The organism is Chryseobacterium kimseyorum, assembly GCF_025971945.1.
Classification (GTDB): domain Bacteria; phylum Bacteroidota; class Bacteroidia; order Flavobacteriales; family Weeksellaceae; genus Chryseobacterium; species Chryseobacterium kimseyorum.
On record NZ_JAPDHW010000007.1, the window covers coordinates 176,746 to 190,287 of the forward strand.

Below are 13,542 nucleotides of genomic sequence, written 5' to 3' on the forward strand. Positions count from 1 at the left end.
TTTTACAAAAACACTGCCAAATGAAGTGCAGGTTTTATACGTACGAGATTTGATAAATCTCAGTTTTTTATTTAATGGTGTTTAAATATGCTTCGCATTAAAATTAGTAAATTTGCAGTTACATACAATTAAATTATCATCATATTATGATTACTACAGATATATTAATTATCGGAGCGGGACCAACCGGACTTTTTGCTGTATTTGAAGCAGGTTTGCTAAAAATGAAATGTCACATTATCGACGCACTTCCTCAACCTGGAGGGCAGTTGGCAGAGTTGTATCCTAAAAAGCCGATTTTTGATATTCCGGGTTATCCTTCTGTTAACGCTGGGGAATTGGTAGATAATTTAATGGAGCAGATTAAGCAGTTTCAGCCAGGATTCACTTTGGGAGAAACGGCAATTTCTTATAAGAAAGTTGATGAAGAATGGTTTGAAGTGATCACCAATAAAGGAACTGTTCACAGATGTAAAGCAATTGCCATTGCAGGTGGTTTGGGAACATTTGAACCGAGAAAACCGACGATGGATAATGTGGCAGACTATGAAGAAAAAGGTCTTGAATATTTCGTGAAAGAGCCTGAGCATTTCAGAAATAAAAAAGTGGTCATTGCAGGAGGTGGAGATTCTGCCTTAGACTGGAGTGTTTTCTTATCCAATGTTGCCAGTGAAGTAACATTAATTCACAGAAGAAATGAGTTCCGTGGAGCTTTAGATTCTGTAGAAAAAGTTCAGGCTTTAAAAGATCAGGGTAAAATCAAACTGATCACTCCAGCCGAAGTTACTGCTATTAAAGGTGATGGAAAAGTCGAAGCAATTACTGTTGTAAGAGACGGAGAAGAGCCAATGGATATTGAAACGGATTATTTCATCCCATTATTTGGATTGACTCCAAAATTGGGTGAGATTGCTCAGTGGGGACTGAATATCGAGAAAAACGCCATCGTTGTAAACAATGCTTTAGATTATCAGACCAATATCGAAGGAATCTACGCTATTGGGGATATCAATACTTATCCTGGAAAACTGAAGTTGATTCTCTGTGGTTTTCACGAAGCGACATTGATGTGTCAAAGTGTTTATAACAGATTAAATCCGGGTAAAAAATTCGTTTTAAAATATACAACCGTAAGTGGAGTAGACGGTTTCGACGGTAGCCGTAAAGAAGCTGAAAAAGCGGTGGTAAAGAAAATAGATTAATTTGGTTTTTAGGTTTTGTTGCCGGTTGCCAATATACATTTCTGGAAACCGTCAACGATTAACCATCAACTAACAACTTAATTAAAATGAGCGATATAAATATTAGAATTACTGACAGGGAAGGACTGACTCACGATATTGTGGCTCCTACCGATATGTCGATGAATTTGATGGAGATCATCCGTTCTTACGAATTGGCAGAAGAAGGAACCATCGGAGTTTGTGGAGGAATGGCGATGTGTGCCTCATGTCAGGTTTACGTAATCAAAGATCCCGGACTTGAGCCGATGGGTGATGAAGAAGATGCCATGCTTGGTGAAGCGTTTCATGTAGAGCCCAACAGCAGACTGGGTTGCCAGCTCCACATTGCAGATGCGATGGAGGGTCTTGAAGTAGTGATTGCTCCTTATCCTTAACCAGATTAGATTGTTTAAATATAAAAAACACCCCTCGAATTTCAATTCAAGGGGTGTTTTTATAGGGCAATATTTTTATTAAATTGGGTTTGGATCTTTTATTTATATCTCCTCTTTAGAAATCCACTTTCCGACAGCCGGAGCCTGATAATTTCTCATTTTTTCTAAAAGCTCATCAATATTGTCGCTCACCAAAAGCATTTCCTGATTGATCTGTTTTAAAAATCCTTTATCAACCATGGTCTGAACCATTTTAATTAAATCATCGTAAAAACCGTCGATATTGAGAACAGCAATAGGTTTTTTGTGAAGTCCGAGCTGTGCCCAGGTAATCATCTCGAAAAACTCTTCCAGAGTTCCGTAGCCGCCGGGAAGTACAATAACGCCGTCGCAGAGGTCATTCATTTTGGTTTTTCTCTCGTGCATACTTTCCACCAAAATCAGTTCGGTAAGATGTGTATGCGCAATTTCTTTAGACTGCAGAAAGTGCGGAAGAACGCCAATTGCTTTTCCGTCTTCCTGAAGAACGCCGTCAGCAACTGCACCCATCAGTCCGACATTGGCGCCGCCATAAATAAGCTGAATATTTTGTTTTGCAAATGTCTGTCCGAGCAGAGTTGCCTGCTCCTTATATTTTTCATCCGAACCGAAACTCGATCCGCAAAATACGGTGATGCTTTTCATTGATTTGAATTGCTTGTTATATTTTTAGTTTAATATGAATGTCGAAAAATTAGTAATCACTTAGTTTCTTAATGGCTTGTTTGTCATTGACTACGTCGAATCTTAGATTTCCGGGGGAATCTAAACCGTTTTATTTCAATGTGCTTAGATTCCTGCGGAATGACAAAGTGAGTTCTGAATTTAGCATGGTGATTAAAGGCGGACAAGCATAGATTAATTTAGAAAAATATCCAAAATCAATCGACTTTGGATATTTTAAAAATGTATTTATAATTTTATTTCAAAGGAATATTCGCTAAAATATCTTTTGTGAAACTCCAGAATTTTTGGGTTGAAGGGATATTGGCTTTTTCATCCGGCGAGTGTGCTCCTCTTATGGTTGGTCCGTAGCTTACCATTTCCATTTCAGGATAATTGGCACCGATAATTCCGCATTCCAATCCTGCATGACATGCAACAACATGTGGTTTTTCGGCAAATTTTTCGGTGTAGATTTTTTCCATCATCTGAACGATTTCAGAACCTGGTTTTGGTTTCCAGCCAGGATAAGAGCCACTGAATTCGACATTCATTCCTGCAAGTTCTGAAACGGATTTTAATTGTTCAGCCACAGAATCTTTAGAGGAATCTACGGAAGATCTTGAAAGATTTAAAATTTTCAATCCACCTTCTTTTAATTCTAATCTTGCAACGTTGTTTGATGATTCTACCAAATCCTGAACATCAGGACTCATTCTGTAAACACCGTTGTGAAGCGATTTTAAAACTAAAATAATCTTTTTTGAATCTTCCAACGAAAGCGCTTTATCTGAACTTGTGGAATTTTCAATGTTAATCTGAAGTCCGGCCTCGATCGAAGCAAATTCTTCTAAAATTTGTTTTTTAATTCCTTCGGTAATATTTTCGATGAATTCTCCTGAATTTCTCACAGCAATCAAAGCCACAGCTTCTCTGGGTATAGCATTTCGCAAACTTCCACCATCGATAGAAATCAACTGTATGTTTTCGTCTGCTAAACCTTTGTAAAGGATTCTCCCCAAAATAATATTGGCATTACCGAAACCTTTGTGAATATCCATTCCGGAATGTCCGCCCTGCAGGCCTTTCACTTCGATTCTCACTACCTGTCCGTTTGCAGTCTCAGTAGAATAAGTCTGATTGATTGTAACATCAATTCCACCTGCACATCCGATGTCGATCTCATCATCTTCTTCTGTATCTAAATTTAGAAGAATCTGTCCGGTCAATTGTCCGGGTTTTAAACCTAAAGCTCCGGTCATTCCCGTTTCTTCATCGATGGTAAACAAGGCTTCCAGATCAGGATGTGGAATATCTGTGCTTTCAAGAACCGACATAATGGTTGCCACTCCCAAGCCGTTGTCAGCACCTAAAGTAGTACCTTTTGCCTTTACCCAGTCACCGTCAACTTCCATCTGAATTCCCTGTGTTTCAAAGTCGAAATTCACATCATTGTTTTTCTGGCAAACCATATCCAGATGCGACTGCATTACGATTGATTTACGATTTTCCATACCAGGAGTGGCAGGTTTTTTAATGATGACATTTCCTACTTCATCAACTGTAGTTTCTAAACCTAAATTTTCACCAAATTCTTTGATGAAAGCAATTACTCTTTCTTCCTTTTTTGACGGTCTCGGAACAGCATTCAGTTTGGAAAAATTCTTCCAGATAATCTGCGGTTCTATGTTTGATAGTTCCATAAAATTTATTTTTATCAAAATTACGGATAAAAAAAATGCTCCCGAAATTCAGGAGCAGTATTTTTGCTATATACTAGATGCTGACGCCAGTTGTTTGATGACCTATATTAAAAAGCCAATCGTCAAAAGCCAATCGCCATCCACCAATTAACATCCACACTCTCCATAAATCGGGATCACCGTCTTGCTTCCGTCCGGTTTTTCAATGGTTAAAGTTCCTTCAAAAAGCAAAACTTCTTCGTTCTTTATTTTCTTTCCTTTTACAGAAATTTTATAGTTTTCGTTTTCAATTTCTTTGGTCAGTTCTTCATCTACTTCCATATCGCTTGAGGAAATCAAATTCATGGCGATTCGTTTTCCGTCGAGTTTCATGTAGGCTGTTTTTCCTGCATCATCGGCATAAATGTATTTTTCGTTTTCAAAATCTGCTTTGTTCTTTGCAAAATAGCACGAACATTCTTTGATTTCTTTCGGAAAAGGAAATACATCTACCAGTATATTGGCAGGTTGAGAGTCTGTTTCTGCAGAATCCTGAACGATATTTACGGAATCTTTTTCTGTTGGATTTGTAACGGTTTCTTTCTCCTTTTTACAGGAAACCAACATAAAGGCTGAAAAGAAAATGATTAAATATTTCATCTGTTAAAAGTGCTATAATTTATTATATTTTTAGACGGTCATGAATTCAAAATATGAGCCAGTGCAAAAGCAAAAGGAAAATGTCCGGAGCTATCTATCCTCTGGCTCTTTCAAGCAATACCATCATCAATAATGATAAAACCACCAAACTTTCGTCTTCATCATCAATATCAATCAGTCTGTCTAGCTGGAATCTTCTGCCGAACATTGATGGCATCTTTTTTAATTTAAAATATTCTTTGCCGTCGATGCCTTTCACGGTGTAAGAAGGATTTAGGAAATATCCGGTAAACATTCCGATGACAGGAATTTCGCCGACCATTCCGTCGAAAAATTTCACCCACGCATTGTCTTCAGCTACAGTAAATTTTGCCTTATCGTTCTCGTCTAAAACTTCATAAGTTGATTTCCAGATAGAGCGCACTCCTTTTCTTGCCAATCTCCCGAAACTCTTTCCAATTGTATCTTTGATAGAGTATGATGCATTAAAATCAATCCATTGGTTTGCCTGAATTCTGAAAAGTTCTTTGGTTTTGCTTTCGTCATTGAAAACGATGACGTCTTCTTTCAGTTTAAACATTTTCTGGCGAACATAAGCTACTGACTTTCCATGCTTGTCTGTAATGTTGAAATCGCTGGCAAGAGTGGTGATTTTAAATTTAAAATCCAGCGGATAATTGAGATTGTTAAGAATCATTGTAGTTTGTTTTCAGTTTAATATTTTGATGATCAAATATAATGGTTTTTTCAATGTTATGAATGATAAGTTGATGATACTGATTTGGATCATATAAAAGAGTTTAAATGGATGGAATTATCCTGGTAAATGATCTTTTTCTATTCAGATTTTACAACTATAATTCTTATTTTTGTACTTATGGATTACCCAAGTAAAGTATTGGCAAAAGCAGTTGAGGAAATTTCCGGGCTTCCGGGTATTGGGAAGAAAACCGCTTTGCGTCTTGCACTTCATTTACTTAAACAGCCTAATTCCAGAGCGACAAGTTTAGGAACTTCTATCATCAATCTGGTGAATGAAATTAAATACTGCAAAGAATGCCACAATTTTTCAGATTTTGACATCTGTGAAATCTGCAGCAATGAAAAACGCAGTGACGAACTAATTTGCATTGTAGAAGATGTACGTGACGTGATCGCCATAGAAAATACCGGAAAATACCGAGGGAAATATTTGATTCTTGGTGGAAAGATTTCTCCGATGGAGGGCGTAGGACCTCATCAGCTGAATATTCCGAGCATTGAAAAGAAATTGCAGCAAGGTCAGGCAAAAGAATTTATTTTTGCATTGAGTGCGACGATGGAAGGCGATACTACCGCTTATTACATTTACAAGAAATTCAAAAATTCAGGGATTCAGTTTTCAAGTATTGCCAGAGGGATTTCCGTAGGCGATGAGTTGGAATATGCTGATGAAATTTCTCTGGGAAGATCAATTATCAACCGACTTCCATACAACGAAAAGGATTAAAATGGCTAAGAAACTTTCAATCATTATCGTTAATTACAATGTGACTCAACTTCTGAGAAACTGCCTTATTTCTATTGAGAAATATGCCGAAAATGTCGATTATGAAATCATAGTTATTGATAATCGATCTACCGACAGCTCATGGGGTGATCTTATTCCCGAATTTCCAAAGGTGAAATTTATAGCATCAGAAAAAAATGAAGGTTTTGCAATTGCTAACAATAAAGCAATAAAAACTGTAGAAGGAGAATATCTTTTAATTTTAAATCCGGATACTGAGCTGGAAGGTTTTTATTTAAATGAAATTTTAAATTTTGCTGATTCAAAAACTGATTTCGGTTGTCTGGGCGTAAGAATGCACGATGCAAATGGAAATTTTCTTCCGGAAAGCAAACGTTCAGTTCCCGACATGTTCAATTCTTTCGAAAAACTGTTTACCAATTTTAAAAAGAAAAATACAAAATCCTATTACCGAAATGATATTGGCGAATTTGAAATTGCAGAAGTAGAAGTCATTACCGGAGCATTTTTCTTAGTTAAAAAAGAGGTTTATGAAAGGGTAGGAGGTCTCGACGAAAAGTACTTCATGTATGGTGAAGACATCGACCTGTGTTATACTCTGCTTAAAAATGGGTATCAGAATTATTACTACGGAAAAGCTTCTATCTTACATCATAAAGGTGAAAGCACGGTGAAAGATGAGGTGTATCTCGATAGATTTTATGGAGCCATGCAGATTTTTATTGATAAATATTACAGAGAAAGCAAACCTGTGCAATATTCATTTCTGAAAGCAGGTCTTAAGCTGAGACATAAAATAGAACTTATTAAACTTAAATAAAAAAGCAACTCAAGTAAATTGAGTTGCTTTTGTTTTATATCGAAAAATATTTTCTTATTTAGTTGCCGGAACACTTACCGGAGCTGTAGTCGTAGAAGCAGGAGCTGTTTGCTTAACAGGAGCTTCGGTTTTTGTTGGAGCTGTCTGAATTGCCGGAGCAGACTGTTTAGGTTTCCCTGTAACAACTACGCTGATTAAGATAAGAACGATAATTACCGCTCCTAAAGTCCAGGTTGACTTCTCCATAAAGTCGTTGGTTCTCTGTACGCCAAACTGTGCAGAAGATGCACCTCCGAATGTACTTGAAAGGCCGCCTCCTTTAGGATTTTGAGCCATAACAACGATTACCAATAAAATGCTGGCAATCATAATAAGAACCATCAATAGTGTAAATATAGTATCCATTAATTCTAATATCTTTTTGAATGGGCAAATTTAATGTTTTTTTACAGAACGGCAAAATAAAGATTTCACTAAAAACGAAAAGCGGAGACAATTGTCTCCGCTTTTCAGATTGTATTAATAATCTTATTTAAAATCAGTGTCTTTAGCCTGATTTACTTCGTAAGATTTTACGTTCATAGTCATATCCATGCCCATTTGATTGACAGTAATGGTGTAAGGCATCTTCACACCTGCAACATCTTTGTAATCAGCGTATACTGTTGGAACTGTCATTTTTTGTCCCTGAGCATCTACAGTTTCAGTTTCTCCAGTTTTAAGACCGGTTTTTACGCTGTAGTAATATGCTTTGTCAGCGGTTTTGATCGCATAAGAATCTTCTCCACCTATCTTCTCAATTCCTGCTAATTTATAATCTGCAGATTTTGAGAAAGCTAATTCTTCGAAAAGTTCAGTATTTTTCAAGTTATCCGCAATCTCTTCTTTGGTCATCTGAACTTTCTGTCCTTGTTGCTCTGAGTATCCAGCTTTACCATCAAAAACTTGTTTTTGAAGTGTCATCGCTCCCATTGATACTATAGTAAGTTCTTTACCACCCTGAGCTTTTACCGTTTTAAAATCGATCGTTTGACCCTGCATAGACATAGAAGCATTCATTGTGTAAGATGAAACTTTAGCTAAGTTTGCTTTTCCACCAATTGCTGTAATGTATTTATCAACAACCGAAGCAACAGTCACACTAGCATCAACTTTTTGAGCAACTGGTTTTCCGACAGGGTTTGCGTTTGCATCAAAATATTTTACAGGATAACCTAATTTTTCTAAACCTTCAGAAATGTCAGAAGCTTTACCAGCAATGAAAATTCTGCTTTGGTTCGGCATTACTGTAGCTTTCACCGCAGTAGAAACGTCTGCAGCGGTTACTTTATCAATTGATTTCAAATAATTGGTATAAAAATCAGCCGGAAGATCATTTACTTTTTGGCTTACAGCAAATCTTGCAATTGTTGCAGGCTGTTCCAGTGACATAATAAAGCTTCCTTTTAATTTAGCTTTTGCATTTGCCAATTCGTCAGCTTTTACGGTAGAAATTCCGTTGATTTCATTCATGAATTCTTTTACCGCTTTATCAGTAACTTCATTTCTTACACTTGCTTCTGCTGAAAAATCAGGAGAATATTTGCTGGCGCTTATGTTTGAGTAAGCTCCGTAAGTAAATCCGTTTTTCTCACGAAGATTCATGAACAATCTTGCTTCACCGCCACCGCCAAGGATGTAATTTGCAATGGTAGCAGGGAAATAATTAGGATCTTTCATTTTCAAATTGTTGATGTTTCCAACAGAAACTACCGATTGCACGGCAGTAGGTACATCAACTACATTGATTTCGGTTTTAGCCACATTTGAAGCAGGCTCTAAAGCTGCGAAAGTTGTATTCGCTTTCTTCCAGTTGCTGAACGCTTTTTCAACCAATGGTTTAACCTTGTCAAATTTCACGTCACCTACAATTACTAAATAAGCATTATCCGGCGCGTAGTATTTTTTGTAAATATTCTGAACATCAGCCAACTGAATTTTGTTCAAAGATTCTACTGTTTCAAATTCTCCTCTCGCCGTATTTTTTCCGTAAATCAAAGCATTTGAAACTCTTGATGCAATTGAAGAAGCACTTTTCTCTTCACTTTTGATAGCTTCAATTGATCTTTCTTTTGATTTTTGAATTTCATCAGCAGAAAATTTAGGATTGATAATCGCATCTGCCATTAAACCTAAAACTTCAGGGAAATATTTTGAAAGTGAATTAGAAGAAGCACCTGCTGAATTAAAACCTAAATTGGCTCCTAAGAAATCTATTTTCTTGTTAAATTCGTCTTTGCTTAAAGTCGTTGTTCCGTTACCAAGCTGGTCTGCCATGATTTCGCTTACTCCTACAACATCGCCTTCATAGTAAGGCTGTCTGTCCATAGAAAGGCTCATGTTTACTCTAGGTAATTTGTTATTTTCAACAACCATTACCGTCAAGCCGTTTTTCAGCTGGAAAGTTTTTGGCTGTGCAATGTTGATCGAAGGAGTTGGTCCTGCTTTCGGCATTGCATTAAGGTCAATTTTTTGTGCAGAAAGCATTCCTGAGAATAAAAATGCTACTGCTATATAAGTGAATTGTTTTTTCATTTGTAAAAATTTAAAGGGTATAATTATTTAAAAACGTTGAGCTTTTAAATGATTATTTTTTTTCAGGTACGTAATTAATGATTACTCTTTGGTTAGAATTCAGATACTTTTTCGCAGCATTCTGCAAATCCTGCTTAGTGATTGATCTGTAAATTTCAATTTCTTTGTTGATCAAATTGGTATCTCCCATCAAAACGTGATTGGTTGCTAATGAAGCAGCGATTCCCTGAATGCTTGAGTTAGAATTTACAAACTGATTTTCAAACTTGTTTTGAAGTTTCTGATAATCTTCCTGAGAAATCAACGTTGTCTGAAGTTTTTTAATTTCAACATCAATGTCTGACTGTAAAGTCTGTCTCGTTGTAGCTCCCATAGGAATTGCAAAGAAACCAAATACCCCGTAATCTTCCATTCCAAGATTAAATGCCTGAACTTCTAATGCTTTTTTCTCCTGATCTACCAATTTTTTGTAAAGAACAGACGATTTTCCGCTGCTTAAGTAAGATGAAAGCATATTTAAGATATACGCGTCTCTGTCTTTATTTGAAGGAGTTCTGTACCCAAAAATATAAGCAGGTAGCTGGATGTTTGGATCGGTCACTGTTTTCTCAGTTTCCTGAGTAATTGGATTTTCTTTAGGGAAGTTTTTAGGAGTTACTGTTCCTTTTGGTATTCCTCCATAATATTCCTGAATCCACTTTTTTGTTTGTTCAGGTTTAATGTCTCCAGCAACAACTAAAGTTGCATTATTCGGAACATAATATTTTTTATAGAAATCTCTGAATTCCTGCAGTTTCGCACCGTTCAGGTCTTCAATTGATCCGATTACAGAACCACTGTACGGATGATTGGTGAAAAGATTCTGCTGAATGGCATTCGTCAGATTTCCGTAAGGCTGATTATCCATTCTCAATCTTTTTTCCTCTTTTACTACTTCTCTCTGTGTATCTACACCAATTTGATTGATTTCTGCATGACGAAGTCTTTCAGCTTCCATCCAAAGACCTAACTGCTCATTGTTTGATGGAAATGTTTCGTAGTAATACGTTCTGTCCATTGTAGTGTTGGCATTGTTTTGTCCTCCGTTTGAAGATACAATTTTAAACCAATCTCCTCTTTTGATGTTGGGCGTTCCTTCAAACAGAAGATGTTCGAAAAAATGAGCAAAACCAGTTCTGCCTTTGATCTCGTCTTTTCCACCTACGTGATACATTATAGCTGTAGTAACTACCGGTGCAGAATTATCCTGGTGAAGAATCACGTGCATACCGTTTGGTAAATCATACTCTTCGAATTTGATTTGTTGTGCATTCAGCATTACTCCAAAAAAAGCAGCAGCTGCAACACTAAAAAGTCGTTTTTTCATAAATAGAAATTGTTTTGTCAATGAGTGCCAAAAATACATGAAATGTTACAAATTTTTAACAAAATTTTGTAGTTTTAAAAGTTGAATTATGATTTGATTTCAATCATATATTTTCCAGCTATTAAAAATTAAATTTGAAGTTTATAAAAGCGCTCGGCAATGAAAAGTTTTTTAGAACAAAATATCTCACCCGAATCACTGATTACCCTCTTTAGCCAAGCTCCTGTTGCCATGTGTCTGTTGATCGGTGATGATCTCATCATCCAGAATGCAAATCCGCAAATCTTAGAACTGTGGGGGCGAGATTCTTCAGTGGTGGGAAAGCCATTGTTTGAGGCATTACCGGAAGTGAAGTCTCAGGGTTTTGTAGAGATTTTTGAGAATGTTTATAAGAAAGGCGAAACATTCAACGGCAATAAACTTCCTATTTTTTTAGAAAAATTCGGGAAACTTGAGGAGCATTTCTTTGATTTTATTTACGCGCCGGTTTTCAATGAAGAAAAGATGATTATTGGTGTGAGTGTTGTTGCAACGGAAGTTACCGCCCAGGTTGTCTCAGAAAGAAAATTAAAGGAAAGCGAGTACCGATTTGAAAACTTGATTAAAAATTCAGATTATTCCACCGCTATTTACAGAACAGATGATTTGTATATCGAGCTTGCCAATGATTTGATGCTTAAAACCTGGGGTAAAGATGCCTCAGTTATCGGGAAAAAACTTGAGGATGCTTTGCCTGAACTCGAAGGGCAGCCTTTTATTGGAATTCTCAAAGATATTTTTAAAACAGGAAAAGCTTATACTGCAACTGAGGATAGAGTAGATCTGGTGGTAGACGGAAAGCTTCAGACTTATTATTTTAATTTTTCTTACCAACCCTTGAAAAATGCCAATGATGAGGTGTACGCCATTCATAATATGGCGGTTAATGTTACCGATTTGGTAAAAGCAAGGGAAGAGATTCAGGCTAGGGAAGAGAAATTCAGAGATCTTGCAGACTCGATGCCACAGTTTGTATGGACTTCTGACCGGGATGGAAAGATGACTTACATGAACGAAAACTGGTACAGATATACAGGTTTCGATAAAAGTGAGGATCCGGCCGACGGTGTTAAAAGAGTGATGAAGCCAGGAGTTTTTGAAAAGGTTGAGATTGCGTGGGCAAGTAGTATAAAGACGGGCAAACCTTTTGAAATGGAATATGAATTTTTTGATCCCTCCAATCCCGATGCTTACCGATGGTTTTTGGGAAGAGCAACTCCCACCTTTGATGATAGCGGAAATATAAAGCAGTGGATTGGTACTTTCACAGACATAGATGATTTTAAACAATTACAAACTCAAAAAGATAATTTCCTCGGAATTGCCAGTCATGAGTTGAAAACTCCACTGACGAGTTTGAAAATTTATACTCAGTTTATAGAGAAAAACCTTGTCCGGAAAGATGACCTGAAAAATGCAGAAGTTGCCAGAAAAATGGATGGTCAAATAGATCTTCTTACCGTTTTAATCAGTGATTTGCTTGATGTAACCAAAATACAGAATGGCAAGATACAGTTAAACGAATCTGAATTTGATTTTGATCAGCTCACTGAAGAAATTGTTGCCGAACAGCAGATGACCTCAAGACATAAAATAGTTTTGTATCCTTCAGCAATTGGAATTATATACGCTGACCGCCACCGAATTTCGCAGGTGATGAGCAATCTGATCAGTAATGCCATCAAATATTCACCAGATGCAGATCAGGTAATTGTTGTTACAGAACTGAAAGATAATAACGTCATCTTCAGTGTGAAAGATTTCGGAATTGGAATTCCTCCGGATAAACACAGTAAAGTTTTTGAGCAATACTACAGAGTCAGCGGTTCAAAAGAACATACTTTTTCCGGACTTGGATTGGGACTTTATATTTCTTCAGAGATCATCAAAAGGTCTGGAGGACGTATTTATGTATCATCAACAGAAGAAAAAGGGTCTGATTTTTGCTTCGAAATCCCCAAAAGAAAAAAAGTACAACAAAATGCCTAACGCGACAAAAGTTTTAGTGGTAGATGACAGTCCTGCAATCGTTGATTCTATAGAGATGATGCTCGACTTTGAAGGATTTGAGATTGAAAAATTTTATAAAGGTTCAGATATGCTGAAAACTTTGAAAGCAGATTCTAAACCCAATGTGATCTTAATGGATATGTGGCTTTCTGGTGAGGATGGCAGAGATATATGTAAAGAAATTAAAGCAGATGAAGATCTGAAAGATATTCCGGTTCTCATTATGTCGGCAAGCCGTGGTTTGGAACAGTCAGCTTTAGATGCCGGAGCAGATGCTTTTATTGCAAAACCTTTCGACTTAGGTGATATGGTTGACCGATTAAAGACATACGCTAAATAGATTTACATTTAAATATAGATATCAATCAGCAGAATTTTATTCTGCTGATTTTTTTTCGATGCACTTCTGAATAATTATTTTCTTCAGTTAGTTTGAAAAAGTTTCATCTTTTAATAAAATGAAAAAGACCATCGGTATTTTTCGAAATAAAGCTTAAAAAATTGGTCATATAAGGGCAACAAAGATCAGGAACTTAAAAAATGCCAACATCTAATTTCAGA

General features: G+C 36.6%; 13 protein-coding genes. 6 read left to right on the plus strand and 7 right to left on the minus strand.

Features of this window, described 5'->3' with window-relative positions; all coding sequences use genetic code 11:
- The first annotated feature begins 146 nt into the window (after window positions 1-146).
- Entirely contained in the window at window positions 147-1,202 is a 1,056-nt protein-coding gene (locus tag OMO38_RS11775) for an NAD(P)/FAD-dependent oxidoreductase (RefSeq protein ID WP_264750371.1), read from the plus strand.
- An 86-nt stretch (window positions 1,203-1,288) separates the two neighbouring features.
- The gene (locus OMO38_RS11780; protein WP_264750372.1) at window positions 1,289-1,618 is read left to right on the plus strand and encodes a 2Fe-2S iron-sulfur cluster-binding family protein; all 330 of its coding nucleotides are present in this window, start codon (window positions 1,289-1,291) and stop codon (window positions 1,616-1,618) included.
- A gap of 102 nt (window positions 1,619-1,720) precedes the next feature.
- Here the strand turns inward: OMO38_RS11780 and OMO38_RS11785 are convergent, their stop codons facing one another.
- The 4 genes from OMO38_RS11785 to OMO38_RS11800 form a co-directional block, all read right to left on the minus strand.
- Window positions 1,721-2,302: an LOG family protein gene (locus tag OMO38_RS11785; protein WP_264750373.1), complete on the minus strand. Its 582-nt coding sequence runs from the start codon at window positions 2,300-2,302 to the stop codon at window positions 1,721-1,723.
- 275 nt (window positions 2,303-2,577) lie between these two features.
- Window positions 2,578-4,023 (minus strand): aminoacyl-histidine dipeptidase, encoded by a 1,446-nt coding sequence (locus OMO38_RS11790; RefSeq protein WP_264750374.1) that lies wholly within the window; start codon window positions 4,021-4,023, stop codon window positions 2,578-2,580.
- A gap of 147 nt (window positions 4,024-4,170) precedes the next feature.
- Window positions 4,171-4,662 (minus strand): hypothetical protein, encoded by a 492-nt coding sequence (locus tag OMO38_RS11795; protein WP_264750375.1) that lies wholly within the window; start codon window positions 4,660-4,662, stop codon window positions 4,171-4,173.
- A 94-nt stretch (window positions 4,663-4,756) separates the two neighbouring features.
- Window positions 4,757-5,359, minus strand: coding sequence for an LURP-one-related/scramblase family protein (locus OMO38_RS11800; RefSeq protein WP_264750376.1), 603 nt, complete (start codon window positions 5,357-5,359; stop codon window positions 4,757-4,759).
- Between the two features lie 180 nt (window positions 5,360-5,539).
- Here OMO38_RS11800 and recR point away from each other — a divergent pair, with 180 nt between their 5' ends.
- Together recR and OMO38_RS11810 are read left to right on the plus strand one after the other, a co-directional pair.
- Window positions 5,540-6,151 (plus strand): recombination mediator RecR, encoded by a 612-nt coding sequence (recR, locus tag OMO38_RS11805; RefSeq protein ID WP_129536255.1) that lies wholly within the window; start codon window positions 5,540-5,542, stop codon window positions 6,149-6,151.
- Between the two features lies 1 nt (window position 6,152).
- Window positions 6,153-6,992: a glycosyltransferase family 2 protein gene (locus OMO38_RS11810; RefSeq protein ID WP_264750377.1), complete on the plus strand. Its 840-nt coding sequence runs from the start codon at window positions 6,153-6,155 to the stop codon at window positions 6,990-6,992.
- Between the two features lie 54 nt (window positions 6,993-7,046).
- Here OMO38_RS11810 and secG read toward each other — a convergent pair whose 3' ends face one another.
- From secG to OMO38_RS11825, 3 genes are all read right to left on the minus strand, one after another.
- Window positions 7,047-7,397 (minus strand): preprotein translocase subunit SecG, encoded by a 351-nt coding sequence (gene secG, locus OMO38_RS11815; protein WP_264750378.1) that lies wholly within the window; start codon window positions 7,395-7,397, stop codon window positions 7,047-7,049.
- Between the two features lie 123 nt (window positions 7,398-7,520).
- Entirely contained in the window at window positions 7,521-9,566 is a 2,046-nt protein-coding gene (locus tag OMO38_RS11820) for a M16 family metallopeptidase (RefSeq protein ID WP_264750379.1), read from the minus strand.
- A 52-nt stretch (window positions 9,567-9,618) separates the two neighbouring features.
- Window positions 9,619-10,932 carry a M16 family metallopeptidase gene (locus tag OMO38_RS11825; protein WP_264750380.1) on the minus strand — a complete coding sequence of 438 codons (1,314 nt, stop codon included), beginning with the start codon at window positions 10,930-10,932 and terminating at the stop codon, window positions 9,619-9,621.
- Window positions 10,933-11,091: 159 nt separating this feature from the next.
- Here OMO38_RS11825 and OMO38_RS11830 point away from each other — a divergent pair, with 159 nt between their 5' ends.
- Window positions 11,092-12,960: a PAS domain-containing sensor histidine kinase gene (locus OMO38_RS11830; protein ID WP_264750381.1), complete on the plus strand. Its 1,869-nt coding sequence runs from the start codon at window positions 11,092-11,094 to the stop codon at window positions 12,958-12,960.
- Complete coding sequence (locus OMO38_RS11835; protein ID WP_264750382.1) at window positions 12,953-13,321, plus strand: response regulator transcription factor; 369 nt, start codon at window positions 12,953-12,955, stop codon at window positions 13,319-13,321. Before OMO38_RS11830 ends, OMO38_RS11835 begins: the two co-directional genes overlap by 8 nt.
- Window positions 13,322-13,542 lie beyond the last annotated feature (221 nt).

Coding starts and splice junctions, on each gene's coding strand:
- OMO38_RS11835 (WP_264750382.1), top strand. CDS start 12,953: ATGCCTAACGCGACAAAAGTTTTAGTGGTAGATGACAGTCCTGCAATC.
- OMO38_RS11810 (WP_264750377.1), top strand. CDS start 6,153: ATGGCTAAGAAACTTTCAATCATTATCGTTAATTACAATGTGACTCAA.
- OMO38_RS11800 (WP_264750376.1), bottom strand. CDS start 5,359: ATGATTCTTAACAATCTCAATTATCCGCTGGATTTTAAATTTAAAATC.
- OMO38_RS11825 (WP_264750380.1), bottom strand. CDS start 10,932: ATGAAAAAACGACTTTTTAGTGTTGCAGCTGCTGCTTTTTTTGGAGTA.
- OMO38_RS11775 (WP_264750371.1), top strand. CDS start 147: ATGATTACTACAGATATATTAATTATCGGAGCGGGACCAACCGGACTT.
- OMO38_RS11795 (WP_264750375.1), bottom strand. CDS start 4,662: ATGAAATATTTAATCATTTTCTTTTCAGCCTTTATGTTGGTTTCCTGT.
- OMO38_RS11820 (WP_264750379.1), bottom strand. CDS start 9,566: ATGAAAAAACAATTCACTTATATAGCAGTAGCATTTTTATTCTCAGGA.
- OMO38_RS11830 (WP_264750381.1), top strand. CDS start 11,092: ATGAAAAGTTTTTTAGAACAAAATATCTCACCCGAATCACTGATTACC.
- OMO38_RS11790 (WP_264750374.1), bottom strand. CDS start 4,023: ATGGAACTATCAAACATAGAACCGCAGATTATCTGGAAGAATTTTTCC.
- OMO38_RS11785 (WP_264750373.1), bottom strand. CDS start 2,302: ATGAAAAGCATCACCGTATTTTGCGGATCGAGTTTCGGTTCGGATGAA.
- recR (WP_129536255.1), top strand. CDS start 5,540: ATGGATTACCCAAGTAAAGTATTGGCAAAAGCAGTTGAGGAAATTTCC.
- OMO38_RS11780 (WP_264750372.1), top strand. CDS start 1,289: ATGAGCGATATAAATATTAGAATTACTGACAGGGAAGGACTGACTCAC.
- secG (WP_264750378.1), bottom strand. CDS start 7,397: ATGGATACTATATTTACACTATTGATGGTTCTTATTATGATTGCCAGC.